Origin of the sequence: Pseudonocardia sp. P1 (assembly GCF_000178675.2) — a bacterium.
Lineage (GTDB): Bacteria > Actinomycetota > Actinomycetes > Mycobacteriales > Pseudonocardiaceae > Pseudonocardia.
The window spans coordinates 1,155,739-1,182,662 of record NZ_ADUJ02000001.1 but is presented as its reverse complement, the minus strand read 5'-3'; the positions used below and the strand labels follow the sequence as shown (position 1 = coordinate 1,182,662).

At 75.2% G+C, this 26,924-nt stretch carries 25 protein-coding genes; 14 read left to right on the top strand and 11 right to left on the bottom strand.

What is annotated here, in order from left to right; all coding sequences use genetic code 11:
- Positions 1 to 125: 125 nt before the first annotated feature.
- A complete protein-coding gene (locus tag PP1_RS04925) occupies positions 126 to 1,856 on the top strand; it encodes a DEAD/DEAH box helicase (RefSeq protein WP_010232296.1) in 1,731 nt (576 codons plus the stop codon).
- 36 nt (positions 1,857 to 1,892) lie between these two features.
- On the opposite strand, the gene PP1_RS04920 is transcribed toward PP1_RS04925, so the two are convergent.
- The gene (locus PP1_RS04920) at positions 1,893 to 2,861 is read right to left on the bottom strand and encodes an EamA family transporter (protein WP_010232299.1); all 969 of its coding nucleotides are present in this window, start codon (positions 2,859 to 2,861) and stop codon (positions 1,893 to 1,895) included.
- Positions 2,862 to 3,153: 292 nt separating this feature from the next.
- Here PP1_RS04920 and PP1_RS04915 point away from each other — a divergent pair, with 292 nt between their 5' ends.
- Positions 3,154 to 3,339 carry a DUF7455 domain-containing protein gene (locus PP1_RS04915; protein ID WP_010232302.1) on the top strand — a complete coding sequence of 62 codons (186 nt, stop codon included), beginning with the start codon at positions 3,154 to 3,156 and terminating at the stop codon, positions 3,337 to 3,339.
- Between the two features lie 97 nt (positions 3,340 to 3,436).
- On the opposite strand, the gene PP1_RS04910 is transcribed toward PP1_RS04915, so the two are convergent.
- Complete coding sequence (locus PP1_RS04910; protein WP_010232304.1) at positions 3,437 to 5,140, bottom strand: choline dehydrogenase; 1,704 nt, start codon at positions 5,138 to 5,140, stop codon at positions 3,437 to 3,439.
- A 122-nt stretch (positions 5,141 to 5,262) separates the two neighbouring features.
- Here PP1_RS04910 and PP1_RS04905 point away from each other — a divergent pair, with 122 nt between their 5' ends.
- A complete protein-coding gene (locus PP1_RS04905; RefSeq protein ID WP_010232306.1) occupies positions 5,263 to 5,910 on the top strand; it encodes a hypothetical protein in 648 nt (215 codons plus the stop codon).
- Between the two features lie 86 nt (positions 5,911 to 5,996).
- Here PP1_RS04905 and PP1_RS04900 read toward each other — a convergent pair whose 3' ends face one another.
- The gene (locus PP1_RS04900; RefSeq protein WP_139323853.1) at positions 5,997 to 7,334 is read right to left on the bottom strand and encodes a hypothetical protein; all 1,338 of its coding nucleotides are present in this window, start codon (positions 7,332 to 7,334) and stop codon (positions 5,997 to 5,999) included.
- A gap of 360 nt (positions 7,335 to 7,694) precedes the next feature.
- On the opposite strand from PP1_RS04900, the gene PP1_RS04895 reads away from it, so the two are divergent.
- From PP1_RS04895 to PP1_RS04885, 3 genes are read left to right on the top strand one after another with little or no spacing between them, the layout of a single operon-like run.
- Positions 7,695 to 8,714 (top strand): ABC transporter substrate-binding protein, encoded by a 1,020-nt coding sequence (locus PP1_RS04895; RefSeq protein ID WP_010233152.1) that lies wholly within the window; start codon positions 7,695 to 7,697, stop codon positions 8,712 to 8,714.
- Positions 8,714 to 9,463: an ABC transporter permease gene (locus PP1_RS04890; RefSeq protein WP_082399462.1), complete on the top strand. Its 750-nt coding sequence runs from the start codon at positions 8,714 to 8,716 to the stop codon at positions 9,461 to 9,463. Before PP1_RS04895 ends, PP1_RS04890 begins: the two co-directional genes overlap by 1 nt.
- Positions 9,460 to 10,197 (top strand): ABC transporter ATP-binding protein, encoded by a 738-nt coding sequence (locus tag PP1_RS04885; RefSeq protein WP_010233159.1) that lies wholly within the window; start codon positions 9,460 to 9,462, stop codon positions 10,195 to 10,197. The genes PP1_RS04890 and PP1_RS04885 overlap by 4 nt, the downstream gene beginning before the upstream one ends.
- 3 nt (positions 10,198 to 10,200) lie before the next feature.
- Here PP1_RS04885 and PP1_RS04880 read toward each other — a convergent pair whose 3' ends face one another.
- Complete coding sequence (locus PP1_RS04880) at positions 10,201 to 10,833, bottom strand: SAM-dependent methyltransferase (RefSeq protein ID WP_075314148.1); 633 nt, start codon at positions 10,831 to 10,833, stop codon at positions 10,201 to 10,203.
- Between the two features lie 261 nt (positions 10,834 to 11,094).
- Between PP1_RS04880 and PP1_RS04875 the strand changes: the two genes are divergently transcribed.
- From PP1_RS04875 to PP1_RS04860, 4 genes are read left to right on the top strand one after another with little or no spacing between them, the layout of a single operon-like run.
- A complete protein-coding gene (locus tag PP1_RS04875) occupies positions 11,095 to 12,240 on the top strand; it encodes a sugar ABC transporter substrate-binding protein (RefSeq protein ID WP_050802351.1) in 1,146 nt (381 codons plus the stop codon).
- Positions 12,241 to 12,264: 24 nt separating this feature from the next.
- Positions 12,265 to 13,041: an ATP-binding cassette domain-containing protein gene (locus PP1_RS04870; protein WP_010229405.1), complete on the top strand. Its 777-nt coding sequence runs from the start codon at positions 12,265 to 12,267 to the stop codon at positions 13,039 to 13,041.
- A 41-nt stretch (positions 13,042 to 13,082) separates the two neighbouring features.
- On the top strand, positions 13,083 to 14,549 hold the full coding sequence (locus PP1_RS04865) for a sugar ABC transporter permease (protein ID WP_139323854.1): 1,467 nt from the start codon (positions 13,083 to 13,085) through the stop codon (positions 14,547 to 14,549).
- 13 nt (positions 14,550 to 14,562) lie between these two features.
- On the top strand, positions 14,563 to 15,732 hold the full coding sequence (locus tag PP1_RS04860; protein ID WP_010229399.1) for an ROK family protein: 1,170 nt from the start codon (positions 14,563 to 14,565) through the stop codon (positions 15,730 to 15,732).
- A 19-nt stretch (positions 15,733 to 15,751) separates the two neighbouring features.
- Here the strand turns inward: PP1_RS04860 and PP1_RS04855 are convergent, their stop codons facing one another.
- The gene (locus PP1_RS04855; RefSeq protein WP_010229396.1) at positions 15,752 to 16,414 is read right to left on the bottom strand and encodes a haloacid dehalogenase type II; all 663 of its coding nucleotides are present in this window, start codon (positions 16,412 to 16,414) and stop codon (positions 15,752 to 15,754) included.
- An 18-nt stretch (positions 16,415 to 16,432) separates the two neighbouring features.
- Here PP1_RS04855 and PP1_RS04850 point away from each other — a divergent pair, with 18 nt between their 5' ends.
- Positions 16,433 to 17,203: a cobalt-precorrin-6A reductase gene (locus tag PP1_RS04850; protein ID WP_075314149.1), complete on the top strand. Its 771-nt coding sequence runs from the start codon at positions 16,433 to 16,435 to the stop codon at positions 17,201 to 17,203.
- Here PP1_RS04850 and PP1_RS04845 read toward each other — a convergent pair.
- Positions 17,190 to 18,209 (bottom strand): alcohol dehydrogenase catalytic domain-containing protein, encoded by a 1,020-nt coding sequence (locus tag PP1_RS04845; RefSeq protein ID WP_075314150.1) that lies wholly within the window; start codon positions 18,207 to 18,209, stop codon positions 17,190 to 17,192. The two genes, PP1_RS04850 and PP1_RS04845, sit on opposite strands and share 14 nt — an antisense overlap.
- Positions 18,206 to 18,673 carry a GNAT family N-acetyltransferase gene (locus PP1_RS04840; RefSeq protein ID WP_157179014.1) on the bottom strand — a complete coding sequence of 156 codons (468 nt, stop codon included), beginning with the start codon at positions 18,671 to 18,673 and terminating at the stop codon, positions 18,206 to 18,208. The genes PP1_RS04845 and PP1_RS04840 overlap by 4 nt, the downstream gene beginning before the upstream one ends.
- Positions 18,674 to 18,698: 25 nt before the next feature.
- Here PP1_RS04840 and PP1_RS04835 point away from each other — a divergent pair, with 25 nt between their 5' ends.
- Positions 18,699 to 19,385 (top strand): Pr6Pr family membrane protein, encoded by a 687-nt coding sequence (locus tag PP1_RS04835; RefSeq protein ID WP_010238368.1) that lies wholly within the window; start codon positions 18,699 to 18,701, stop codon positions 19,383 to 19,385.
- Here the strand turns inward: PP1_RS04835 and PP1_RS04830 are convergent.
- The 4 genes from PP1_RS04830 to PP1_RS04815 form a co-directional block, all read right to left on the bottom strand.
- Complete coding sequence (locus PP1_RS04830) at positions 19,342 to 20,904, bottom strand: precorrin-2 C(20)-methyltransferase (protein WP_075314151.1); 1,563 nt, start codon at positions 20,902 to 20,904, stop codon at positions 19,342 to 19,344. The two genes, PP1_RS04835 and PP1_RS04830, sit on opposite strands and share 44 nt — an antisense overlap.
- Positions 20,901 to 21,539 (bottom strand): precorrin-8X methylmutase, encoded by a 639-nt coding sequence (locus PP1_RS04825; RefSeq protein ID WP_029239550.1) that lies wholly within the window; start codon positions 21,537 to 21,539, stop codon positions 20,901 to 20,903. Before PP1_RS04825 ends, PP1_RS04830 begins: the two co-directional genes overlap by 4 nt.
- Complete coding sequence (locus tag PP1_RS04820; protein WP_083697333.1) at positions 21,536 to 22,870, bottom strand: hypothetical protein; 1,335 nt, start codon at positions 22,868 to 22,870, stop codon at positions 21,536 to 21,538. Before PP1_RS04820 ends, PP1_RS04825 begins: the two co-directional genes overlap by 4 nt.
- 92 nt (positions 22,871 to 22,962) lie before the next feature.
- The gene (locus PP1_RS04815; RefSeq protein ID WP_010236314.1) at positions 22,963 to 23,982 is read right to left on the bottom strand and encodes a C40 family peptidase; all 1,020 of its coding nucleotides are present in this window, start codon (positions 23,980 to 23,982) and stop codon (positions 22,963 to 22,965) included.
- Between the two features lie 232 nt (positions 23,983 to 24,214).
- Here PP1_RS04815 and hisD point away from each other — a divergent pair, with 232 nt between their 5' ends.
- Both hisD and PP1_RS04805 read left to right on the top strand, forming a co-directional pair.
- Entirely contained in the window at positions 24,215 to 25,534 is a 1,320-nt protein-coding gene (hisD, locus tag PP1_RS04810; protein WP_029239777.1) for a histidinol dehydrogenase, read from the top strand.
- 42 nt (positions 25,535 to 25,576) lie between these two features.
- Positions 25,577 to 26,893 carry an ABC transporter substrate-binding protein gene (locus PP1_RS04805; protein WP_075314153.1) on the top strand — a complete coding sequence of 439 codons (1,317 nt, stop codon included), beginning with the start codon at positions 25,577 to 25,579 and terminating at the stop codon, positions 26,891 to 26,893.
- Positions 26,894 to 26,924: the final 31 nt, after the last annotated feature.

The window sequence follows — 26,924 nt, the reverse complement described above, 5'->3', positions numbered from 1 at the left end:
GCCGCCGCGGCGGCCCGCCCGGCTACCCTGATCGACGCCCCGCAGCCGGGTCACCGCCGACCTCCTGCGCCCCGCGGGGCTCGCAGGTTCCCGCCCGGGAACGACCCACGGACCAGGGGAGACGTGTGTCGGAAGCCCAGCTCGTGTCGCCGGAGACCCGCCCGCTGCGTGCGTGGCAGCGCAGCGCGCTCGCCCGCTACCTGGCCACGGCACCCCGCGACTTCCTCGCGGTCGCGACGCCCGGCGCGGGCAAGACGACGTTCGCGCTGCGGGTCGCCTCCGAGCTGCTGCGCGACCGGGTCATCGACTCGGTGACCGTCGTCACGCCGACCGAGCACCTGAAGTACCAGTGGGCCGAGGCCGCGGTCGCGGCCGGCATCTCGATCGACCCCGAGTTCCGGAACAGCGCCGGGGCGACCTCCAAGGACTACGACGGCATCGCGATCACCTACGCCGGCGTCGCGGCGCACCCGATGCTGCACCGGAACCGCACCGAGAACCGGCGGACGCTGGTGGTCCTCGACGAGATCCACCACGCCGGTGACGCGAAGACCTGGGGCGACGGCGTCTACGAGGCCTTCGAACCCGCGGCCCGGCGGCTGGCGCTCACCGGTACGCCGTTCCGGTCGGACGACAACCCGATCCCGTTCGTCGAGTACGTGCCCGACGTCGAGGGCGCCCCCCGCAGCCGCGCCGACCACCAGTACGGCTACGGCGAGGCGCTGGCCGACAACGTCGTCCGGCCGGTGGTCTTCCTGGCCTACTCCGGCACCTCGAACTGGCGGACCAGCGCCGGTGAGGAGATCTCCGCCCGGCTCGGCGAGCCGCTGACGCGCGAGCAGACCGCGATGGCCTGGCGGACGGCGCTGGACCCGGCCGGGGACTGGATCCCGTCGGTCCTCGCGGCGGCCGACCGGCGCCTGCAGAGCCACCGCGACGGCGGTATGCCCGACGCCGGCGGCCTCGTGATCGCCTCCGACCAGACGACCGCGCGCTCCTACGCCGCGATCCTGCGGAAGATCACCGGGGACCAGCCGGCCGTGGTGCTCTCCGACGAGGCGGGCGCCTCGGACCGGATCGCCGCGTTCGGCCGTTCCGAGGAGCGGTGGATGGTCGCGGTCCGGATGGTGTCCGAGGGCGTCGACGTGCCGCGTCTGGCCGTCGGGGTCTACGCGACGTCGGCGTCGACCCCGCTGTTCTTCGCCCAGGCCATCGGCCGGTTCGTGCGGTCGCGCCGGTCGGGGGAGACGGCGTCGGTGTTCGTGCCGAGCGTCCCGGTCCTGCTCGGGCTGGCCAGCGAGCTGGAGGCGCAGCGCGACCACGTCCTCGGCAAGCCGCAGCGCCCCGAGGAGGTCTGGAACGACGCCGAGCTGAACGAGGCCAACCAGCTCAAGGACGAGCCCGGCGAGCAGGAGAAGGCGTTCACCTCGCTGGGCGCCGAGGCCGAGCTCGACCAGCTGATCTACGAGGGCGCCACCTACTCCGCCGACGAGGAGGACTACCTCGGCCTGCCGGGGCTGCTCGAGCCGGAGCAGGTGCGGACGCTGCTCTCGAAGCGCCAGGCCGACTGGATCGCCAAGGGCTCGCCCCGGACCGGTGCCCAGGCCCGGGCGACGCCGGCGACCGAGCCGACGCCCCCGCCGCCGTCGGAGCGCGGCGGGGTGAGCGTCCGCGAGCGGCTGCAGACGCTCCGCAAGGAGCTCAACACGCTCGTCGCGCTGCACAACCACAAGACCCGCAAGCCGCACGGCGCGATCCACAACGACCTGCGGAAGACCTGCGGCGGGCCGCCGGTGGCGATGGCGACGATCGAGCAGCTCGAGGAACGGATCGCGACCCTCCGTTCCTGGCGCTGAGTGCGCCGCTGCGCGGTCCCGCACACCCGGCACGGGTCAGGGGCCCGACGCCGGTCCCCGGTCGCCGCTGACGCCGGCCCCACCGCCGATCTCGCCGACCGTCGGTTCGGGGACGGGCTCGTCGCCGTCCCGTGAACGCAGCGCGACGGCCGCGACCACCAGCAGGATCCCGACGCCCTCCAGTGCCCCCGGGAGCTGGCCGAGCATCACGACGCCGATGAGCGTCGCGGTCGCGGGCAGGAGCGCGAGCAGCACGGCGAACCGGGCCTGCCCGACCCGCCGCAGCACGACCTGGTCGAGGACGTAGGGCACGACCGACGACAGCACCCCCAGCCCGACGGACAGGGCGATCAGCGACGGATCTGCGAGCGGTGCGAGGTTCGTCACACCGAACGCCGACGTCCCGCCCTCGGGGCCGAGCAGCAGCAGCGGGGAGAGGACCACCGCCGCGACGGTGAACCCGGTCGCCAGGTCGTCGATCCCGCTGCCGGCGCGGGCGACGCGTTTGCCGAGCAGGACGTAGGCGGCCCACATCGCGGCCGCGCCCAGCGCCCAGAGCACCCCGGACGGGCTGCCGGACCAGCGGACGTCGGCGATCAGGAGCACCCCCAGTGCGGCCAGTCCGACCGCCCCGAAGTCCCGCAGCCGGCGCGACGCCAGGGCTGCGACCAGCACCGGGCCGGTGAACTCGATCGCCACCGTGGTGCCGAGCGGGAGCCGGGCGATCGCCTCGTAGTACGCGACGTTCATCAGCGCCGTCGCCAGCCCGAACAGCCCGGCACGGACCAGCCGCACCCCGCGCCACGCCTCGCGGCCCGGCCGTCGCCAGGCCAGCAGGATCAGGGCTGCGCCGATCAGCCGCAGCTCCGCGACCGCGGAGGGCGCCAGGCGGTCGAACAGCCCTACGGCGAGTGCCGCGCCGACGTACATCGACGTGCCGCCCGCCAGGAAGAGCAGCGGGGCGGGGATCCGGTCACCGATCGGGCGAGCACTCACCCGGGTCACGGTAGACGGCGACACAGCCTGTTTACCGTGGCGCGCTTGCATGAGGGGCGGCCGTCCCCGCATGATTCACGCGCAGTCAACTTCATACGTAATCGGTCACCGCGGGTACATCGCGGCGTCACCGGCCCGATCGGATGAAGATCCAGACGTGACGGTCGTCGCGACGCGCCCCGGGAACACGTGCAGGGGCCTCGAGCGTCTGTTTAGGTGTGGGCGACCCGCCTGGTGCGGTCGTCACGGTGATACGGCGGAGGGCCGCCCGAGCCCGCCGCCGCAACGGAGGGAGACCGCTATGCAGCCCGAAACGCTGACCCGGCCCGAACTGACCCTCGCCGACCGCTGCGACCGTTGCGGTGCGGCGGCCAAGGTGCGCGCGATCCTGCCCTCCGGTGGGGAGCTCCTCTTCTGCAACCACCACGGGCGTGCCCACGCGGAGAAGCTGCGTGAGTCCGGCGTGGAGGTCGAGGGAGGCGAGTAGTCCCGGTCGGCCCGAGCAGACCTGAGCGAACGGGGCGGGGATCCTCACGGATCCCCGCCCCGTTCGTCGTTCCGCCGTCGTGCTGCCGGTGTGGTGCTCAGGCGTCGACGGGCTCCACGAGACCCGGCACCGGGCTCCCGTCGCGCCGCGGCGCGGGGAAGGACGGGCGGTCCTCCGGCGTCAGCGGCGTGTTGCCGAGGACCAGGTCGGCAGCGCGCTCGGCGACCATCACGACCGGCCCGTAGGTGTTGGCGTTCGGCACGTCCGGGAAGACCGACGCGTCGACCACCCGCAGCCCGCCGACGCCGTGCACGCGCATCGACGACGGGTCGACGACGGAGCCCTCGTCGGTGCCCATCCGGGCGGTGCTGGTCGGGTGCAGCCCGTTCTGGGCTCGTCGTGACACCCAGTCCAGGACCTGCTCGGGGCTGCGGACACCCGGGCCCGGGAACGTCTCGCCGCCGTCCAGCCCGGCGAAGGCCGGCTGGGAGAGGATCCCGCGGGCGATCCCGATGGCCTCGACCCAGCGCCGCCGGTCGTCCTCGGTCGCGAGGTAGCCCATCTGCAGGCGCGGCGGGACCGACGAGTCCCGCGAGACCGCCCGCACGGTGCCCCGCGCGTCCGAGGCCATGACGCTCACGTGCATCTCGAACCCGTGCCCGACCGGCCGGATGTCCGGCGCGAAGCGCATCGCGACCGGTGCGAACAGCATCATGACGTCCGGCACGCCCGCGGCGAGCGAGGTCGAGCCGAACCCGCCGATCTCGAAGTGGTTGCTCGCGCCGATCCCGGTGCCCGAGACGAGCCAGCGGGCCGCCGCGCCCGGGAGCCGGTGGGCCCGGCGCTGACCGGCCAGCGAGACCGGCCGGAGGCACGTGTGCTGCAGGTGGATGGCCAGGTGGTCCTGCAGGTTCGCCCCGACCCCCGGCAGCGCGGCCCGGACGTCGATCCCGAGCGTCGCGAGGTGGGCGGGGTCCCCGATCCCGGAGACCTGCATGAGCTGGGGGGTGGCGACCGCACCGGCGCACAGGATCGTCTCGCCGGCGTCGACGTCGTGGGTGAGCCCGTCCGGGGTGCTGTAGCGGACGCCGATCACGCGGGACCCGCCGGCGTCGAACCGCAGCTGGCGCACCTGCACCCCGGTCCGGACCCGCAGGTTCGGGCGGGACGCCGAGACCGGGTGCAGGTAGGCGTCGGTGGCGGAGTATCGCCGGCCACGGAAGATCGTCCGCTCGGTGCGGGAGAAGCCTTCCTGGCGGGGGCCGTTGACGTTGTCGAGCACCGCGTGCCCGGCCTGCCCCGCGGCGATCAGGAAGGCGTCGTTGAGCGGTCCGGACGCCGGTGCGCGCTCGAGGACCTGCGGCCCGGCGCCGTCGGCGTCGAGGGCGATGCGGTGCTCGGACAGCCGCCGCTCCAGGCGCCGGAAGTAGGGCAGGCAGTGCGCCGAGCTCCACTCGGACAGGCCCGGCCCGGTGGCCCAGCGGTCGTAGTCACCGGGGTTGCCCCGCTGGTAGACCATCCCGTTGATGCTGCTGCTCCCGCCGAGCACCTTCCCGCGCGGGACGGCGATCCGGCGGCCGGCGAGACCGTCCTCGGGGTCGGTCGTGTAGCACCAGTCGTACCGCGGGTTCCCCCACGCCTGGGACAGCGCCGCGGGCATCCGGATCACCGGGTCCCACCGGTGGTCGGGCCGGCCCGCCTCGAGGACGAGTACCGTACGATCGGTGTCGGCGCTGAGCCTGTTGGCCAGCACGGCACCGGCCGAGCCCCCGCCGACGATGACGACGTCGTACCGCGCCATCCCGCTCCTCCTGTCCGACCGGTAGGTCGGTGATAGCCCGTTCGAGGGAGCAACCCCCCTTGCGTTGGTCGAGACTACGCGGCGAGCCAGGGTGGGTGACACCGGGCCGTACGCTCGGAAGGGTGACGATGGTGGGGGACGGATCCGGCGCTGCCGGTGCGGGCGACGCGGACACCGCGGACTCCGCGGACACCGCGGACTCCGCGGACACCGCGGACTCCGCGCTGGCCGCACTCGGTGCCGAGCTGGACGCGTCGATCGCGGACCTGGAGTCGGCCCGGCAGCGCGTGCTGGAGCTGCAGGAGCTGCGGTCCCGCGGCCTCGGTTGGCGGGAGATCGTGCCGCGGGAGAACCGCCCGCTGATCGTCGAGAGCGTCACCCGCGCGCTGGACGGCCTCGGCGCCGTCGGCGGCCGCTTCCGCCGGGAGGAGGCGGTGGCGCTGCACGGCGAGGGGGAGACGATCGCCGGGATCGGACGGCTGTTCGGGGTCAGCCGCCAGCGGGTGTCGGCCTACCTGCAGGAACACGCCCAGGTCGAGGCCGGACGGGCGGCCGGGCAGGCCGGGGCCGAGGACGTGGCCGGGGCCGAGGACGTGGCCGGGGCGGGAGACGTGGCCGGTGCCGGGGACGCGGCGTCGCCGAGCACGTCCGCGGAGCGCACGCCGTCGGAGCACGTGCCCTCGTCCTCGGAGCACCCGTCCTCGGAGCACCCGTCCTCGGGGCACCCGTCCGCGGAGCACACGCCCACCGGAGCCGGACCGCCGGTGTGACGGCGGTCCGGGCGGCCGTGGCCGGCACCGGTCGACCGGGCGGGACGGACCCGGCGCGGCCGTCCGCCACCTGAGCGGCGACGCCCTCAGTCGGACCGGCGACGGTGCCGGGCCCGGCGCTGCGCGGGGACCTGCGGCCCGGTCCCGGTCCCGCCCGAGCGGCGCGCCACCGGGATGAGGGCCGTCCGGTCGGCGCGTGGCGGCACCTCGTCGTCGTGACCGTCCGCCCCGTGGACCTCCCGGTCGCCGGCGGCGTCGGTCGCGGGATCGGCCCGGGAGCCGATCCACCGGTCGGCCGGCGTCCGCGGGACCGGTCCGTCACCCTCGCGGGTCCCGGGGGCCTGCGGTCGTCCGCCGAGCGGGCCGGACTGCCGGCCGCCGTCGCGACCCGGCTCCGCGGTGCGGCCGGAGCCGTTCCGCGGACCGTCCGCGCGTCCGATCCGGGTGCCACCGCTGATCGGGTCCCGCGGGGACGGCAGCCGGGCGGGGACCGGGCCCGCCTGCCCCGCCGCGGACGGATCCGCCGATCGGGGCGCCGGAGGGCCGGACGGTCGTGCGGGCGCATCGCCCGCCGGTGCGGGCCACGGGTCGCGCGGCCGGGCGCGGTCGTCGTCCGGTCCGTCGGTGCGCGTGCGCGGGTCCCCCGCCCGGGTGGAGTCCGATCCGGCGGCCCGGCCGCGACCGGGGCCCGGCGAACCGGGGCCCGACGGAGCCGACCTGCTCGACGGACCCGTGACCGGGGACCGCCCGGCCCACGGGCTCGCGGCACCGTCCCGTGGGCCGCCGGGCCGGGCAGTCCCGCGCAGCTCGGCTCCCGGGGGCACCCCCGGGAGTGCGGACGGCGCACCGGGGAGCGAGGACGTGCCCGTCCCCGCCTCGCGGGCCGCCGCCTGCTCCAGCCTGGCGATCTCCCGGACGTCGGCGATGCGGGCCGCCAGCGCCGTCACGACCGCGCGCAGCGCGTCGGCCAGGTCCTCGGTGAGCCGGTCCTTCGGGCCGCCCCGGGCGAACAGCTGCAGGACCCCGCCGGTGCGGCCGGCGATCGGTACCGGGACGGCGAGCGACCGGACCAGCCCGCAGTCCGCTGCCGCGGCGGCGAGCTCGGGCGGCCCGGACCGGGTCAGGTCGGGGGTGAGCAGCACCCGGTCGCCGCGCTCGGCGGCCGGGCCCGGCCCGGCGTCGGCACGGCGCTGGAGCTCCCCGAGCCGGGTCGCGGCGGTGTCCGAGCCGAACACCCGCCGGCCCTCCGGGTCACGGGGGTCGGCCGGCTCACGGAGCAGCAGGGCGGCACCGCCGACACCTGCGGCGGGGACGAGCGCCACGCAGAGACCGGACAGCATCGCGGCCACGTCGACGTGGGCGACCGAGGTCGACCCGGCCTGCAGCGCCACCCGCACGAGGGCGGGCGCAGGATCGGGTGTCACGCGGCCGGCCGTTCCGGAGATCCACGGGGAGGCCGCCATCTCGTCCCTTCCGCGCCGCGTCGGACGGGTCCGCGGATTCGGATCCGGCCGGTCACGCAGCGTCGCTCTCGCGGAGCCCGAGGATAACGATCGGGCGGCGACTCGGTGACACCGGCTCGCGTCTCGCGCTCGGACGTGACGCAGGGTGATGACGATCAACGGTCGGTGATCGACGGGCGCGGCTCGCCCGGGCCGGTGCACCCGCGTAGGCTGACCGGCCGTACCGCGGGAGCCCGCGCACCGAGGCTGAGAGGGCGGCAGGACCGGCCGCCGACCGTTCGAACCTGATCCGGGTGACACCGGCGTAGGGAGGCCGCTCTCGTGCTCTCACGTGCCCGTCCGATCGTCCTGCTGCTCGCGCTCGTCCTCGCGCTGTCCGGCTGTGCCGGCGGCGACGGCGGGGGAGCGGACCGGGACCAGCCGATCCGCGTCGCGCTGGACTGGACGCCCAACACCAACCACATCGGCCTGTTCGCCGCCCAGCAGGCCGGGTACTTCCGCGACGCCGGGCTGGACGTCGAGTTCCTGCCCTACAACCAGACGTCGCCGGACACGCTCGTCGGCAGCGGCGCCGCGGACTTCGGCATCAGCTTCCAGAGCTCCTTCACCTACTCCCGGGCCGCGGGTGCCGACATCACCTCGGTGATGGCGGTCCTGCAGCACTGGGCCACCGAGATCGCGGTCCGCGCCGACCGGGCCGACATCCGGTCGCCGCGCGACCTCGACGGCAAGGTCTACGCCGGGTTCGGCGAGCCCGGCGAGGTCGCGAAGATGCAGGCGGTGATCCGCAACGACGGCGGGCGCGGCGACATCCGCACCGAGGTGCTGAACACCGCGGCCTACGAGGCGCTCTACGCCGGGCAGGCCGACTTCACCGAGCCGTTCGTCAACGTCGAGGGCATCGAGGCGCAGCTGCGGGGCGAGCCGCTGAAGACGTTCCGGTACACCGACTACGGCTTCCCGGACGCCTACAACGTGCTCCTCGTCGGCAACTCGACCTGGCTGCAGCAGAACCCGGACCGGGCGCGCGCCTTCGTGCAGGCCGCCCAGCGCGGCTACGCCCTCGCCGCGCAGGACCCGGCCGGTGCGGCCCGGATGCTGTCCGAGGCCAACCCGGGCGCCTTCACCGACGACCAGCTCGTCGACCGGGGCGCGACGATGCTCGCCGACGGCTACCTGCGCGACGAGCAGGGCCGCGTGGGCTTCCAGACGCCGGAGAAGTGGTCGGCGTTCTCCGGGTTCCTCTACGACACCGGGACGGTGGCCGGGCCCGACGGCGCCCCGGTCCGCGAGAAGCCCGACTTCTCCACCTGGTTCACCAACGACTACCTGACACCGTGATGCGCCGGCTCGCCCCCGCCGCGCTGCTGGTCGTGGCGCTGCTGGCCGTCTGGCAGGCGGCCGTCGCGGTCACCGGGGTCCGGCCGCAGGTGCTGCCCTCGCCGCTGCGCGTCGTCGAGCAGGGCTGGGCGTTCCGGTCGGTGCTGTGGGAGAACACGCTGCCGACGGTGCAGGTGACGGTCGTCGGGTTCACCGTGTCGCTGCTGGTCGCGTGGGCCATCGCGGTCGGCGTGGACTTCTCCCCGTGGCTGCGCCGGGCGCTGACCCCGCTGCTGGTGGCGTCCCAGACGCTCCCGGTCGTCGCGATCGCGCCGCTGCTGATCATCTGGTTCGGGTTCGGGCTGCTGCCGAAGGTGCTGGTCATCGCGCTGGTGACGTTCTTCCCGGTGACCGTCGGCCTGATCGAGGGGTTCGCCGCGACGGACCGGTCGGCCACGGCGCTGCTGCGGTCGATGGGGGCGAGCCGCTGGCAGCGGTTCCGCTACGTCCGGCTGCCCGGGGCGATGCCGTCGTTCTTCACGTCGTTGCGGATCGCGATCACCTACGCCGTCACCGGGGCGATCTTCGCCGAGTACGTCGGTGCCCGTGCCGGGCTGGGGATCTTCATGCAGCTGCAGAAGAACCAGTTCCGCACCGACCTGGTGCTCGCCGCCGTCGCGGTGACGGCGGTGCTCTCGGTCGCGCTGTTCGGGCTGACCCACGTCGTGCAGCGCCTGGTGACGCCCTGGTACCGGGGTGATCACCGATGAAGGTGGCGGTGCGGGACCTGTCGGTGTCCTACGGCGGCCTGGCCGTCCTCGACGACGTGTCGCTCGACGTCGCGCCGGGGGAGTTCGTCTCCATCGTCGGCCCCTCCGGGTGCGGGAAGTCCACGCTGTTCGCCGCGATGGCGGGGATCCTCGACGGCGCCACGGTGACCGGGGCGACCACGGTCGACGGCGACCCGGTGGACGGCGCCCCGTTCGGGCTGATGCCCCAGCAGGACCTGCTCTTCCCGTGGCGGACGGTCCTCGACAACACCACCCTCGGCCTCGAGGTCGCGGGCGTCTCGCGCCGCGAGGCCCGCGAGCGCGCGCGGGCGCTGTTCGCCCCGTTCGGGCTCGACGGGTTCGAGGGGGCGCGCCCGTCCGAGCTCTCCGGGGGGATGCGGCAGCGGGCCGCGCTGCTGCGGACCGTCGTCGGCGGGCGGGAGGTGCTGCTCCTCGACGAGCCCTTCGGCGCCCTCGACGCGCTCACCCGCACCGGGATGCAGGAGTGGCTGGAGTCGATGCGCGAGCGCTACGGCTGGACGACCCTGCTGATCACGCACGACGTCCGCGAGGCCGCCTTCCTCTCCGACCGGGTGATCGTGTTCTCCCCACGGCCGGCGACGGTGGTGCGGGAGGTCGCCGTCGACCTCCCGCGGCCGCGGACCCGGGACGTCCTCACCGACCCGCGGCTCGCGGCGGTCGAGGCCGAGCTGCTGGACACCCTGCGCGCCTGAGCGTCACCCGTCCCGGCGCAGCACCAGGACGTGGTCGACGACGTCGGCGGTCTGCCCGCCGGGCCCGGTCGCCCGCCGCACCGGACGGTCGGCCCGCTCGACGACGACGGGTGCCGGCCCGATCCCGTCGAGTACCTCCTCCGGGGTGGGGAAGTGCGTGTCCGGGTCCTGGTTCCACGACCACGGCGCGGTCGAGCCGTGGTCGACGACGACCAGTCGTCCGCCGGGGCGCAGCGCGTCGACCGCCGTGCGCAGCACCCGGGCGCGGGGCAGGGCGAACGGTGTCTGGAAGTACTGGGCCGAGACCAGGTCGAACCGGCCGTCCGGGAAGGTGCCGGCCAGGTCGTGCCGCTCGGCGGTGATGCGGTCGCCGAGGCCGGCGGCGGCCGCGCGCTGTGCCAGCGCGGTGGTCGCCGCCCCGGCGATGTCGACCGCGGTGACCCGCCAGCCGCGGCGGGCGAGCCACAGCGCGTCGCCGCCGCGCCCGCAGCCGAGGTCCAGCGCGTCGCCGGGGGTGAGGGCCGCGGCGATCTCGTCGAGGCGCGCGTTCACCCGTGGCTCCACGGTGGTGTCGCGGCCGGCGTAGAGGGCCTCCCAGAAGGCAGCGGGGTCGTCGTGGTCGGGCATCGTGCTCATGGCGCTCCTCGTGTCGGTGTCGCCAGGGTCCCGGCACCCTGTGCCGGTCGGCAAGGAAACTTGCCGGAGCGGCAAGAGCGGCTGGGCCGGGCCGGCAACAAATGACGCCCGTCGTGATCCGATCGTGACCGTCCGGCACGTACTTTCTCGATTCACCCGGCTGTCGATCACGACCTCCGGGCGAATACGTTGGCGCTCGCAACATTCACTCGGCCGTGCAGTGCGGCCGGTGATCCACAACGTCGTGGAGGGGATGTGCCGATGAAGGTGCGGGAGACGGGGCGTGGGTCCCGGTTGCGGCGGGCGGTGACGGCGGCGGGTCTCGGCCTGCTGCTCGTGGTGGCGGGCTGCGGTCAGAACAGCGCGGGCGGCGGCCAGGAGGACGCCGGCGGCGGCGACGCGGGGGCCGGCGGGACGAAGGTCGGGGTGATCCTCCCGGAGACCGACACGTCGGCCCGGTGGGAGGGCTTCGACAAGCCGATGCTGGACAAGGCCCTGCGCGCGCAGGGCCTCGACCCGGACATCCAGAACGCGCAGGGCGACGAGCAGAAGTTCTCGACGCTGGCCGACGGGATGATCTCCAGCGGGGTCAAGGTGCTGATCATCGCCTCGATCAGCGGCGACGGCGGCAACGCCGTCGCGCAGAAGGCGAAGGCACAGGGCATCCCGGTCATCGACTACGACCGGCTCAACCTGGGCGGCACCAGCGACTACTACGTGTCCTTCGACAACGAGAAGGTCGGCGAGCTCCAGGGGCAGGGCCTGGTCCAGGGGATCGGGGCGAAGCCGGGCGCGCAGATCATCCAGATCGAGGGCGCCCCGACCGACAACAACGCGACGCTCTACAAGAACGGGCAGCTGAAGGCCCTGCAGCCGAAGTACGACTCCGGCGAGTTCGTGCTGGCCGGTGACCAGGCGATCGACAAGTGGGACAACCAGGTCGCCGGGACCACCTTCGAGCAGCTGCTCACCGCCAACGGCGGCAAGGTCGACGGCGTCGCCGTCGCCAACGACGGCATGGCCGGATCGATCATCACGGTGCTCGCCAAGTACGGCCTCAACGGCACCGTCCCGGTCACCGGCCAGGACGCCACCGCCGACGGGCTCGCCGCCATCCTGCGCGGTGACCAGTACATGACGGTGTTCAAGCCGATCCAGGAGGAGGCCGACGCGGCGGCGAAGCTGGCCGGGGCGCTGGCGACGGGCGACACCGCGGGCGCCGACGCCGTCGCCACCCAGACGGTGAACGACCCGAAGGGCAACCGGGACGTGAAGTCCGTGCTGCTCACCCCGCAGCTGATCACCAAGGACAACGTCAAGACGGTCACCGACGCCGGCTACATCCAGCCGTCGGAGATCTGCACCGGTCCGGTCACGGCCGAGTGCGGCCGCCTCGGCATCCAGTAGCCACCACCACCCGGAGGTACGGCCATGGCCGAACCGATCCTGTCCCTGCGCGGGGTGACGAAGAGCTTCGGCGCGGTGCGGGTCCTGCACGACGTCGACCTCGCGGTCCGCGCCGGGGAGGTCACCGCCCTCGTCGGCGACAACGGCGCAGGCAAGTCCACGCTGGTCAAGTGCGTCGCCGGCATCCACCCGATCGACGGCGGCGAGATCGTCTTCGACGGCGATCCGGTGTCGCTGGACGCGCCGTCGGACGCGGCCCGGCTCGGCATCGAGGTCGTCTACCAGGACCTCGCGCTGGCCGACAACCTCGACATCGTCCAGAACATGTTCCTCGGCCGGGAGCGCGGCCGCTCCTGGATGCTCGACGAGGCGTCCATGGAGCAGGCGGCCCGGGACACGCTGGCATCGCTGTCGGTCCGCACGGTCACCTCGGTCCGGACACCGGTCGCGTCGCTGTCCGGCGGGCAGCGGCAGACCGTCGCCATCGCCAAGTCCGTGCTGTGGGACTCCCGGGTCGTGCTGCTCGACGAGCCGACCGCGGCGCTCGGCGTCGCCCAGACCCGGCAGGTGCTCGACCTGGTGCGACGGCTGGCCGAGCAGGGCCTCGCCGTCGTCCTGATCAGCCACAACATGGCCGACGTCTTCGAGGTCTCGGACCGGATCGCCTGCCTCTACCTCGGCCGGATGGTCGCCGAGGTCCCGACGTCGGAGGTCGACCACTCCCAGGTCGTCCAGCTGATCACCGCCGGCCGGTCCGGCGAGCTGGGCCTTGCCCGGCCCGAGTCGGCGGCCGCGCAGTGACCCGCGGCGACGGGGCACCCGACCCGGACGGAGGAGACACGGTGACCCGGACGACCCGGACGACCCGGACGACCAGGACCGACGAGCCGCCGAACGCGGCCCGGCGGGCGAACCCCGGCAACCGGGCCGCCGACTTCGGCATCGACACGACCGCGCACAGCACCGGCGAGGCGATCACCGGCTACCTGCGGGGACTGCGCTCCGGCGAGCTCGGCTCGCTGCCGGCCCTGCTGGGGCTCGCCGCGCTGTTCGTGCTGTTCACCGTGCTCGACACCGGCGGCACCTTCGGCAGCCTGCTGAACCTGGCGAACCTCCTGCAGCAGGGCGCCGGGCCGACCATCATCGCGATGGGCCTGGTGTTCGTCCTGCTCACCGGCGAGATCGACCTGGCGGCGGGCACCGCGTCCGGGCTGGCGGCGGCGCTGATGGCGCTGCACCTGGTGAACGACGGCAACGTCCTCGGCGCGACCGGCACCGTCGTCTTCGTGCTGCTCGTGATCGTGATGGTGGTCGCGGCCGGGCTGGCCGCGCTGGTCCGGGTGTGGGCCGGGACGGCGATCAGCCTGCTGACGGCGGCGCTGCTGGTGATCGGCGTCCCGGCGACGGCGTGGACGGTGATGGGCCTCGCGCTCGGCGTCGGCGTCGTCATCGGCTGCCTGACCGGGTTCCTGGTGGCCCGGGTCGGGATGCCCTCGTTCGTCGTCACCCTGGCCCTGTTCATCACCTGGCAGGGCGTGATCCTGCAGCTGATCGGCGACGGCGGCACCCTGGCCCTGCGCGACCCGCTGATCAACGCGGTGGCGAACGGCAACCTGTCCGTCACGGGGTCCTGGGTACTGTTCGTCGTGGCCGCGGGCGGCTACGCGGTGGTCCAGCTGGTCCGGCAGCGGGCCCGGCTGCGGAGCGGCCTGGTGGCCCGGCCGACCGGGCTGGTGATGATCAAGATCGGGGCGGTGGTCGTGCTGGGCGGGCTCGCCACGTTCCTGCTCGTGCAGGACCGCTCACCGGGGACGGTCGCGATCGCGGGCGTGCCCTACGTGGTGCCGATCGTGCTGGTGCTGCTCGTGCTGGGCACCTGGGTGCTGGACCGGACCCGGTTCGGCCGGCACGTCTACGCCGTCGGCGGGAACCGGGAGGCCGCACGCCGGGCCGGCATCGACGTCGTCCGGATCCGGGCGTCGGTGTTCGTGATCTCGACGGCGTTCGCCGCGATCGGCGCCATCGTCTACTCCTCGAAGATCGGCTCGGTGAACCCGGCGGCGGGCGGCGGGAACACCCTGCTGTTCGCGGTCGGTGCCGCGGTGATCGGCGGGACGTCGCTCTTCGGCGGGCGCGGGCGGATCTCCAACGCCGTGATCGGCGGCACCGTGCTGGCGACCGTGCAGAACGGCCTGGGCCTTCTCAAGCAGCCCGCCGCCGTCGTGTTCGTCGTGACCGGGCTGGTGCTGCTGCTGGCCGCGGCCGTCGACGTGCTGTCCCGGCGGCGCTCGGCGGCCACCGGACGGTGACGGCGGCCATCCGGTGAGCACCCCGACGGGAACCCGGCCCGACGACGCGCGCCGGCACAACAGGACCGCCCTGTTGCGCCGGCTGCACGTCGACGGGCCCTGCACCCGCGCCACCCTCGCCGGCGAGCTCGGCCTCAACCGCAGCACGATCAAGTCGGTGGTGGACGGGCTCGCCGGGGCGGGGGTGGTCAGCGAGGCGGTCCCCGCCCGGCGGTCCGGGGCGGGACGGCCGTCGCTGCTGGTGCTGCCCGACCCGCAGGCGGCGGTCGTGCTCGCCGTCGACGTGCGGGTGGACCAGGTCGCGCTGGCGATGGTCGGGATCGGCGGGCAGATCCTGGGCCGGCACAGCTGGAACCTGCACCGCACCACCCGGCTGCCCGGCGAGGTGATCACCCACCTCGCCGAGTCCGCCGAGCTGCTGCGCGACGAGCTGGGGGTGCGCGAACGCGGTGCCGGGGTGTCGGTGCCCGGCGTGGTCCGGCGCGCGGACGGGTTCGTGCACGAGGCACCGAACCTGGGCTGGCGCGACGTCGGGCTGGGGAGCCGGCTGTCGTCGGTGCTGGGCACGCCCGTCCAGGTCGCGAACGACGCCGAGCTGGGCGCGCTGGCCGAGCACGTCCGTGGCGTCGGGCGGGACGTGGCCGACATGGTCTACCTGTCGGCCGACGTCGGCGTCGGTGGCGGCGTCGTGTCCGGCGGGCGTCCGTTGCGCGGCACCGGCGGCTACGTCGGCGAGCTCGGCCACCTGCTCGTCCGGCCCGACGGCCGGGAGTGCTTCTGCGGCTCCCGGGGCTGCTGGGAGACCGAGGTCGGCGAGCCCGCGCTGTGCCGGGCCCTCGGCCTGCCCGAGGACACCGCGCGCGGGGTGCTCGTCGCCGAGCTGCGCGCGCTCGCCGCCGTCCCCGGCCGCGCCGAGCACCTCCTCGGCGGCTACGCCGGCTGGATGGCGGCCGGCCTGGTGACGATCGTGAACATGCTGGCACCGGAGCTCGTCGTGCTCGGCGACCTGTTCGGGGCACTGCCCGCGCCGGTGGTCGACCGGGTGCGCGCGGAGGTCGAGCGGCGCAGCCTGGTCAGCCGCGCGGTCGGCGGGACCCGGATCGCGGTCTCGCCGCTCGGCCGCGACGGCGCCCTGGTCGGCGCGGCCGAGCTGGCGTTCGAGCCGGTGCTCGAGGTCGTCTGAGCCGGTCCGGTCGCCGGGATCAGGCCAGCCGGCCCGCCAGCTCGGGCAGCGCCCGGACGGTGAAGGTCGGTGGCGTGAGGTGGCCGGGCCATGGCTCGCCGGTGCGGTTCAGCCACGCCGTCGCCATCCCGGTCCGGGCGGCCCCGTGCAGGTCCCACGGGTGCACCGCGACCATCACCGCCTCGGACGCGTCGATCCCGCAGGTGCGCAGCGCGTAGGTGTAGGCGGCGGGGGCGGGCTTCCAGATCCCGGCGTCCTCGACCGACAGCACCCGGTCGAACTGCTCACGCAGCCCGTGGTCGCCGAGCAGCCGCTCGGCGACGGCCGCGGCGCCGTTCGACAGTGTGACCAGCCGCAGGCCCGCGGCCCGCAGTGCGGCGACGCCGTCGTGGACGTCGGGGTGCACCGGCAGTTCCAGGAAACCGTCCAGGACCTCCCCGGCCCGGACGTCGGCCCAGCGCACGCCGTGCCGGCGCAGCAGCCGGGCCGCGGTGTCGGTCCCGATCTCGGAGAAGGTCCGGAGCTCCCCGCCCGCGGCCAGCGCGATGCCCTCCCGCAGGGTGGAGGCGAACCAGTAGGGGCCGAGCCAGTCGGGCACGCCGAGATCGGAGAACTTCTTCCCGAGCGGCGTGAGGTCGGAGAGGGTCTCGTTGACGTCGAACACCACGGTCGTGAGCGCCATCCACCTACCCTGGCGGTTGTGAGTCCTCTCCGCACGGTGCTCGTCCTCGGCGGTACGACCGAGGGGCGGGCGGCGGCCGCCGACCTGTCCACGCGGGACGGCGTCCGGGTGGTGTCGTCGCTGGCCGGGGCGGTGCGCAGCCCGCGCCTGCCCGACGGCGAGGTGCGGGTCGGCGGGTTCGGCGGAGCCGGGGGACTCGCGCGTCACTTGCGCGCCGAGGGCGTCGACGCCGTCCTCGACGCGACCCACCCGTTCGCCGCCGGGATGACGGCGAACGCCGCGTCGGCCTGCACGACCGCCGGGGTGCCGCTGGTGGTGCTGCGCAGGCCCGGCTGGACCCCCGGGCCGGGGGACCGCTGGCACCGGGTCGCGTCGGTCGCGGACGCGGCGGCGGCGCTGCCCGGCCTGCTGCCCGGCCCGGACGGCCGGGTGCTCCTCACGACGGGTCGCGGTGGGCTCGCGAGCTTCGCCCCGGTGGCGGCCCGGTTCTGGATCCGGGCCGTCGACCCGCCCGGCCCGCCGCTGCCCGCGGCGCACACGCTGCTGCTCGACCGCGGTCCGTTCGACCTCGACGCCGAGCGGGCCCTGTTCGACGACGTGTGCCCGCACGTGCTGGTCACGAAGGACTCCGGTGGCGCGGCGACGGCGCCGAAGCTGACCGCCGCCCGGGAACGCGCGGTCCCGGTCGTGGTCGTCGACCGGCCGGCGCTCCCCGCCGGGGTGACGTGCGTGCCGGACGTCGCGGCCGCCGTCGGGGCGGTCCTCGCGGCGCCGGTCACGGCTCGATGACCACGACCTCGCCGGGTTCCGGGCGTGCGGCCAGCGCGGCGGGGGCCTCGTCCAGGGTGATCCGGCGGGTGACCAGCCGGGACGGGTCGAGCCGGCCGTCGGCGACGAGCTCCATGAGCCGCGGGTAGTCGGCGGCGGCCATCCCGTGGCTGCCGCGCAGCGTCAGCTCCTTCGCGATCATCTCCGGTACCGGGACGACGGGCTCGGCGGCCAGCAGCCCCACCTGTACGAGGGTGCCCTGCCGGCGCAACGCCCGGACGCCCAGCGCGAGCGACTCCGCCCGCCCGGCCGCCTCGACGGCGAGCACGGCGCCCCCGTCGCCGACGGCGTCGCGCACCGCGTCGGGCCCGGCGGACGGGTCGACCGTCGCCACCGCGCCGAGCGCCTCGGCCCGCGCGCGGGCCGCGGGTGCCGGATCGGCGACGACGGCCCCGGCGCCGAGCGCGCCGGCGATCAGCACGGCCGACAGCCCCACCCCGCCGGCGCCGAGCACGAGCACCCGGTCGCCCGGCCGGATCCCGCCCCGGTCGACGAGTGCCCGGTACGCCGTCGCGACCCGGCAGCCGAGCAGTGCCGCGCCGGCGGCGTCGACGTCGTCGGGGACGCGCACCAGGTTGTGGTCGGCGTGGTGCAGCTGGACGAGCTCCGCGAACGAGCCGGGGTGGGTGAACCCGGGCTGCTCCTGGTCGGGGCACACCTGGGTCTGCCCGGCCGCGCAGTGCGCGCAGGTCCCGCAGCCGCAGACGAACGGCGTCGTCACCCGGTCACCGGCCCGGAACCGGGTCACCGCGGACCCGGTCTCCACGATCCGTCCGACCAGCTCGTGGCCCGGCACGATCGGCAGCTCGACGCCGTCGTCGTGGCCGGCCCAGGCGAACCGGTCGCTCGCGCACAGGCCCGTCGCCTCCACCCGGACGACGACGGAGGTCGGCCGCACCCGGACGTCCGCGAACGACTCGACGGTCGGTTCGACACCGAACCCGGTGACCAGCACGGCGCGGCTCACCGTGCCGCCCCCAGGTCGAGGCTCATCAGGACGAGCCCGGGCCCGTCGCCGTCCCCGCTCTCCCGGAACCCGGTGCGGGTGTAGAACGCCCGGGCCCGTGCGTTGTCCGGCTCGACCTTCAGCGTCAGGCTCCGGGAGCCGTGCTCGCGCGCCACGGCGACGACGGCGTCGACCAGCTCAGTCGCCAGGCCGGTGCCGCGGGCGTCCGGGCGGACCCACATGCCGTAGAGCAGGCCGTCGTCGTCGCCGGTGCGCCGCCAGCCGACGGTCCCGGCCGGCGTCCCGCCGAGGTGGGCGCCGAAGCGGACGTGCTCGGTGAGCACCTTCCGCCAGGCGGCCTCGGCGAGCCCGGCCTGCTCCCGGAAGAACTCGCTGGCCTCGCCGAACGCGTCCCGCAGGGAGGCGAGCCGGACCTCCCGGGCGAGCTCCCAGTCGTCCGGCCCGAAGCGGCGCACCCTCGTCACCGGCGAGACGTTAGCGTCACCGGGCGTGAGTACGCCCCGCGACGCCGTCGCCCGGACCTGGTACCTCGTCCTCGCCGTCCTGGTCGCGATCGCCCTGGTCACGCAGATCGTCCTGATCGTCCAGGGCGGACCCGACGTGAACACCGGGGAGGCGGCCCCGCTCGCCCCGGTGGGCACCCGGCTGGTGCGGCTGTTCAGCTTCTTCACGATCCAGTCGAACCTCCTCGTGCTGGCACTGGCGGTCGGACTCGCGCTCGACCCGGCCCGCGACGGCCGCGGCTTCCGGGTACTGCAGCTCGACGCACTCCTCGGGATCACGGTGACCGGGGTGGTCTTCGCCGCGCTGCTCTCCTCGGTCGTCACCGTCACCGGGGTCGCCTGGGCGGTGGACCTCGTGTTCCACCGGATCGCGCCGGTCGCGGTGCTGGCGGGCTGGCTGGTGTTCGGCCCGCGCCCGCGGATCGACGGCCGCACCGTGGCCTGGGCCTGTGTGTGGCCGGTCGCGTGGCTGGTCTACACCTTCGTCCGCGGCGCGCTCGTCGACTGGTACCCGTACCCGTTCCTGGACCTGCGGGTGATCGACGCCGGCACCGCCGCGACGACCGTCGGGGGCGTGGTCGCCGGGGCGGTGCTGCTGGCACTGCTGCTGTGGTGGGCCGACCGGCGGCTCAGCCGGTCGTCGTCCCACCCGGTCCGTAGTGACGTGGGGTGAAGACGACCGGCTCCCCGCCCCGCTCGACGACCCGGGTCGTCGACGACCCGACGACGACGAGCGTCCGCATGTCGACCAGCTCGGGGTCCAGCTCGCCCAGCGTGGTGACGACGATCCGCTGGCCCGTGCCGCCGACGTCGCGGCCCAGCACGACCGGGGTGCCGGGGGAGCGGTGCTCCAGCAGCACGTCCCGGGCCGCCCCGACCTGCCACGGGCGGGCCTTCGAGCGCGGGTTGTAGATCGCGATCGCGAGGTCGGCCGCGGCGGCCGCCCGGAGCCGGTCGGCGACGACGTCCCACGGCTTGAGCCGGTCCGACAGCGAGATCATCGCGTGGTCGTGGCCGAGCGGCGCGCCGACGGCCGCCGACACCGCCTGCGCGGCGGACAGCCCGGGCAGCACCCGGACCGGGACGTCGGCGTACTTCTCCTGGGCGGCGACCTCCAGCACGGCGGTGGCCATCGCGAAGATCCCCGGGTCGCCCGCGGAGACGACGGCGACCCGCCGCCCGGACGCGGCCAGGTCCAGCGCGTGCGCGGCCCGGTCGGCCTCGACCCGGTTGTCGGACGCGTGCCGGGTCTGCCGCGGGTTCGACGGGACCCGGTCCAGGTAGGGCCCGTACCCGACGAGATCGTCGGCCCCGGCCAGCGCGGCGGCGACCTGCGGGGTCAGCCAGTCCCGCCCGGCCGGCCCGGTCCCGACGACGACGACCTCGCCCGGCCCGAGCCCGGCGGCCGCGGCCGTGTCCGTGCCCGCGACCGGTTCCGGCCCGCCCGGCACCGAGGCCGCGACCTCGCCCGGCACCAGCGCGATCGCGAAGTACGGCACGTCACCGGGGTCCACGTCGGACAGGGCGCCGGTGCGCTGGCCGTCCATCGTGGCCCGCTCGACGTAGCGGGCACGGTCGAGCTTCCCGGCGTCGGCGAGCGCGTCGCGGACGGTGCCGAAGGTCCGCCCCAGCTTCATGACGGCCGCGGAGTCGGTGTCGGCGAGCCGGCGCGCCAGCTCCTCGCGGGGCAGCGTGCCGGGCAGCACGGTGAGCACCTCGTCGCGCTCGACGAGCGGCTGCCCGAGCGCGGCCGAGGCACCGCCGATCGACGTGACGCCCGGGACGACCTCGGCGCGGAAGCGGCCGGCGAGCCGCTTGTGCATGTGCATGTAGGAGCCGTAGAAGAGCGGGTCGCCCTCGGCGAGCAGGACGACGTCGCGGCCGGCCTCCAGGTGGGCGGCCAGCCGGGCCGCGGCCTCCGTGTAGAACTCGTCGATGGCGCCCTGGTAGCCGCCGGGGTGGTCGGTGGTCTCGGTCGTGACCGGGTAGACCAGCGCCTCCTCGACGGCGGTGCCCGACAGGTGCGGCTCGGCGATCCGCCGCGCGATCGAGCGGCCGTGCCGGGCCGAGTGGTAGGCGACGACATCGGCCTCCCGGATCAGCCGCGCCGCCTTGATGGTCGTCAGCTCGGGGTCGCCGGGGCCGAGGCCGACGCCGTAGAGGGTGCCGGAGCCGGGGCGCACGTCGCTCACGGGATGATCTCCTGCTCGTGGGCCAGCGCGTTCAGCGCGGCCGCGGTGATCGCCGAGCCGCCGCGGCGGCCGTGCACGACGAGGTGCTCCAGGTCGGTGCGCTCGGCGAGGGCCTGCTTGGACTCGGCCGCGCCGATGAACCCGACCGGGATGCCGACCACGGCGGCCGGTCGCGGCGCGCCCCGGTCGATGAGGTCGAGGAGGTGGAACAGGGCCGTCGGGGCGTTCCCGACGGCGACGACGGCACCGTCGAACCGGTCCGCCAGGAGCTCCAGCGCGGCGGCCGACCGCGTGTTGCCGATATCGGCCGCGAGGCCGGGCACGCGCTCGTCGCGCAGCAGGCAGAGCACCTCGTTGCCGGCCGGGAGCCGGGCCGCTGTGACGCCCGAGGCGACCATCATCGCGTCGCAGATGATCGGGCCGCCTGCCTTCAGCGCGCTCCGGGCGGCGTCGACGACACCCGCCGACGCGGCGATGTCCGCCGCGAGATCGACCTGCCCGCAGGCGTGGATCATCCGGACGGCGACGTCCTCCGTCCCGGGCGGCAGCCCGGACAGGTCCGCCTCGGCGCGGATCGTCGCGAACGAGCGCCGGTAGATCTCGGCGCCGTCGGTGATGTAGTCGTAGCCGCTCAGCGGTGGCTCCTCGGTCGGTCGTGCGGGGTCGGGGGTGCGGGATCCGCGGGCGGGCAGCCGCACGGTGGGGTGGCTGCGCGGGGCAGCGGGGGTGGCGTGGGCCCGTCCGGCCCGTCGTGGCGGGTGATCAGCGGGAGCGGGTGTGCGGGTCCCGTGCCGTCGCGCAGGTAGGCCCCTGGCCCGGTGGCGACGGCGTCGGTGTGCGGGGTGTGCGGGGCGCCGCAGCGGCGGGCACAGCCGGAGACGTGCACGGTGGCCGTGTCCCCGGCCCGGAGCAGGGCGCGGGCGTCGCCGCGGACGTCGGCCAGCGACTTCGCGCACCCGGGGGTGCCGGCGCAGGCGCTGACCCGCAGGGCCGGGTGCCCGGGATCGACGACGAGCCCCGCGTCCCGCAGTGCCGTCCGTGCCGTCCGTGCGTCCGGGTGCGGGCCGGGGAGGACGAGGGTCCGCCACGGCGTCACGAGCAGCTCCGGGGCGTGCCCGGCGAGCACCTCCAGCTGGGCCACCGACAGCTCACCGAGCACCGGCGCCACCCCCAGCGCACCACCACCGAGCTCCCCGACCCGGCCGTGCCCGTGCTCGCCCACCCCGGTGCCGTCGCGCGTGGCGTCCGGGTGCCGCGCACCGCCCGTACGGGACGCCCGGTGGGGCCCGGACAGGGTGTCCGCGAGACGGCGGGCGGCGTCGGGGAGCTCGGCGGCGCGCCAGGCGCGGGCGGCGGGATCGGCGGTGTGGGTGTCGCGCAGCTCCAGGAACGCGGCCGCGGCGTCCAGCAGCAGGTCCGGGGCGTCGCCGGGGGCGCAGTGCAGGCCGGTACCGGTCCCGGCGACGACGAGCTCGCCCGCCGTGACCGAGACGGCGACCCAGCACAGGTCAGGGCGTTCCCCGGCGACGTCGCCGCGGCCGTCGTCGAACGCGATCAGGAACCGCCCGGGCAGCGCGGCGAGCTCCGGCCGGGCGCACAGGCCGCGGTCGAGGGCGGCGGCCAGCCCGCGGACGTCGGCGAGCCCGCCGGTGATCCCCGACAGCGGCGAGGCGAGGACGTTCCGGACGCGTTCGTGGGTGACCGACGGCAGCAGTCCGGCCGCGGCGAGCTCCCGCACCGGGCGCGGGTCACCGGGGTCGAGGCCGCGCAGCTGCAGGTTCCCGCGGGAGGTCAGGTGCACCGCACCGTCGCCCGCGGCACCGGCCAGCGCGGCGACGGCCCGCAGCGCCGCGGCCGTGATCCGCCCGCCGGGCAGCCGGACGCGGGCCAGCGCGCCGTCCGCCGCGAGGTGCGGCGACACGACGCCCGGACAGGCGTCGGCGCGGGTGCGGGCGGTCGTCGGCACGCCGGTCACTGTAGGCACACCGGGCGGTCGCGGGCGCCCGCGCGCGGCGGCGGGATGGGTCACATGCCGCGCGGACGGCGGAGCCGACCCGCTCAGCGACCGTCGGGCAGGTAGCGGCGGGCGCCGGAGTACGCGTCGTCGAACCGGACCGGGGTGACCCGCACCGGCGTCGCGGCGTCGAAGGCCTCGATCATCCGGCCGTCACCCGCGTAGATCGCCACGTGTGTCGCGGGGGAGCCCCAGAACAGCAGGTCACCGGGCTGCAGGTCGTCCTTCGCGACGGCGCGGCCGCCGCGCTGCTGGTCGGAGGCGTCCCGACCGATCGTGATGCCGTGCAGGGCGTGCACCAGCCCGGTCAGGCCCGAGCAGTCCGGGGCGAATCCGGAGCGCCCGCCCCACAGGTAGGGGCGGTCGAGGAACAGGCGTGCGGTCCGCACCAGGTCCTCACCGGTCGGCGGGGCGGGGTCGCCGATCCGGACGTGCCGGGCGTCGGCCCACGCGGTACCCCCGTCGGGCAGCGCGAGCTGCACGCTCCCGGCCCTGCCCGCCAGGACGGGGAGCCGGGTCCCGGCGCTGATCTCGAGCTGCCGGCCGGCGCGGGCCACGTCGTCGTACAGCCAGGTCGTGGCGACGCCGTCGACGGTCCCGGCCGGCATCGCCGACGCGAGCCCGGCGAACGCCGCCCCGCCGGTCAGCTGCGCCGCGGGGATCCAGCCGGGGTAGCCGCGGCCGTCCTTGGCGCCGGGCTGGTCGGGCACCACGACCCGCGCCCACCCGGTCCGCCGCTCCAGCACCCGGACCGGGGTGCCGTAGAGGACCTGGGTCTGGGTGCGCGACGCGGTGGTGAGCTCGCGGCGGTCCTCGACGGTCATCGACGCCAGCCAGCCCGCCGGGTCGGCCGGCGCGGACACCGCGGCCCGGTCCCGTGTGCGGGGGCTGGTGGGGGAGGTCCACACCGTCGCCACCGAGACGCCGACGACGGCGCGGTCGCCGGTGACGGGAGCGGCGGGCCCGGCGACCGCCGCGGGGGAGGTGACCGTCGTGACGACGACCGCGGCGAGCACGGCCAGCGCCGTGCCGAGGACACGGGACGGCGACGGGTGCACGGACACGGGGCCTCCTCCGCTGGACCTGGCACGCCGGGGCCACGGGGATCGCGGCCGGACCGGTCCGGCGTCCGCGACATGTCCCGGACGCTGCCGACCAGGGTCCGGCGGCGGGCACGCCGCGACGGGGAGGCGCTCCGGTGGCTCACCCGGTCGGTCCCTCCGATTCGCCCGGGGTGGTGACGGCGGGCACGATCCGCTCTTGTCAATCCCGGTCCGTGCCACCTAGTGTATGCGTATGCACTTGAGCGAATCGGACTTCCGGCGTATCGGCTCCCCGGTCCGGGTGGTCAAGGCGCCGGGCACGGTGGAGACCGCCGACCGTCGCGACCCGGCCGTGGTCGCGACCGTCTCGGAGATGCTGAGCGCCATCGAGTCGGGCGGGATGGACGCCGTGCTGCGGTACGCCCGCGACCTGGACGGGTTCACCGGTGACGACCTCCTGGTCGGCCCCGCCGAGCTCGCCCGGTCCGGTGACGAGCTCCCGGCCGACCTGCGCGAGGCGCTCGACGCCGGTTCCGAGCGGACCCGCCGGTTCGCCTCGATGCAGCGCGCGCACCTGCAGGACTTCGAGTCCGAGGTGCTGCCCGGTGTCGTCTGCGGCCAGCGCTTCGTCCCCGTCGAGAACGTCGGCGCGTACCTGCCCGCCGGTCGCTTCCCGCTGCTGGCCAGCGCGTTCATGACCGTCGGGGTGGCCGGCGTCGCGGGTGTGCCGAACGTCGTCGCCGCCACCCCGCCGTCGCGGAACGGCCGCCCGCACCCGGCCGTGCTCTACGCGGCGCGGATCAGCGGCGCCGAGTCGGTGTACGCGGTCGGCGGTGTCCAGGCGCTCGCCGCGATGGCGTTCGGCCTGCTCGACGGGACGCCGTCGGACATGATCGTCGGCGCCGGCAACGCCTATGTCGCCGAGGCGAAGCGCCAGCTCTACGGGCGGGTCGGCATCGACGTGCTGGCCGGCCCGTCGGAGGTCGCGGTGATCGCCGACGACACCGCCGACGCCGCCACCGTCGCCTCGGACCTGCTCGCCCAGGCCGAGCACGGGCCGACGTCGCCCGCGTCGCTGGCCACCACGTCCGAGCGGCTCGCCGAGGAGGTGCCGCGGGAGATCGAGAAGCAGCTCGCGGGGCTGGCCACCGCCGAGATCGCCGGGGCGGCCTGGCGCGACCACGGCACCGTCTACCTCGCCGAGGACCGCGAGACGGTCGCCGCGATCATGGACACCCTCGCCCCCGAGCACCTCGAGGTGATCGCCGACGACCTCGACTGGTGGCTGGAGCGGCTGCGCAACTACGGCTCGCTGTTCCTCGGCCCCTGGTCGACCGTGGTCTACGCGGACAAGGGGATGTCCGGGACGAACCACGTCCTGCCCACCACCCGGGGCGCCCGGTACGCCGGCGGACTGTCGGTGGCAGGCTTCCTCAAGCAGTTGACCTACCAGCGCGCGACGCGGGACGCGACGCGCACCCAGGCGGAGCCGACGGTGACCGTGTCCGACTTCGAGCAGCTGGTCGGCCACCGGGACAGCGCCCGGATCCGGCTGGACGCGTTGCGTGACTGAGGTCGGCGCATGCGTATGTACCTCAACGGAGAGGAAGGCGTGATGCGTGCACGACGCCCGGTCGTGGCCGTCGTCGCGGTGGTGACGGCCCTGCTCCTGGCCGGCTGCGGCGCCGGATCGCGGACCCCGGCCGCCACGGCGACGGTGGTGCCCTGTGACTTCCCGCCGCCGCCGTCGAGCGTCGACGTGAACGTCCTGGCCTACAACTCGTCGGCCATCGACCCGTTCACCAACTCGATGGTGCGCAGCTGCTCGAAGGACGGTGTCGAGCTGCACCACGAGCCCATCGACTACGCGGGCCAGTCGCAGAAGACGATCGCGACGCTCGCCGGTCGGTACGGCACGTACGACATCCTGGAGACCTACGGCCAGGTCGTCCCGCAGCACGCGGCGAGCGGCAAGATCCACCCGCTGGACGGGCTCGCCGAGAAGTACGGCGAGCAGTACGACCTGGACCGGCTGAACCCCGCGATGCGCGAGGCCATGTCCTACGAGGGGAAGCTCTACGCGGTCCCGATGCAGGCCCAGGTGTACGTCACGGCCTACCGCAAGGACGTGTTCGACCGGCTCGGCCTGCAGCCGCCGCGGACCTTCGCCGAGCTGCGCGACGTCGCCGCGACGATCCAGCGCGAGGGCGGGATCCGCTATCCGCTGGCGCTGCCGCTGCTGGCCAGCTCGGACATCGCGACCGCCTACGACTCGGCGCTCGGCTCGCTGGGCATGGACTACGTGGACCGGCGGACCGGCCGCCCCAACTTCGACACGCCGCAGGCGGCGGAGGCGTTCGAGCAGCTGCGCTCGCTGATGCCCTACATGGACCCGCAGGTGACGACGTTCGCGCAGCCGGCCGTCCAGCAGCAGATGTACAACGGCTCCGCCGCCATGGCGATCATGTTCAGCGGCCGCATGAAGGACCTCACCGAGCCGGAGAACAGCCGGTTCGCCGGTGCCTTCGCGTTCGCACCGCCGCCGTCCGTGGCGGGCGGGCCCGTCCTCTACAACACGCTGTCGGTCGACGGGTGGGCGATCCCGGAGAACACCGACGTCGACAAGGACCTGCTGTTCCACATGGTCGCGGCCGCGGTCGGGCCGGAGTCGTCGAAGGCCGCGGTGCCGGGTGCCTTCCCGGCGCGCGAGGGCATGGTCACCCCGGACAGCAGCCCGTTCGCGGAGGCCCAGCTGGACGCGATCGACCGCGCCCCGCCGCCGGAACCGTTCCCGTGGACGCCGCGGATCGCCACCGCCATCCCCTCGATCGTGGCCGACGTGGTGTCCGGCCGGACGTCGATCCCGGACGGCCAGGCGCAGATGCAGGACGTCGCCACGAAGATCGTCGCCGAGTACCGCCCCATCGGCTGAGCAGTCCCGTTCCCGAACCGATCCCACCCCA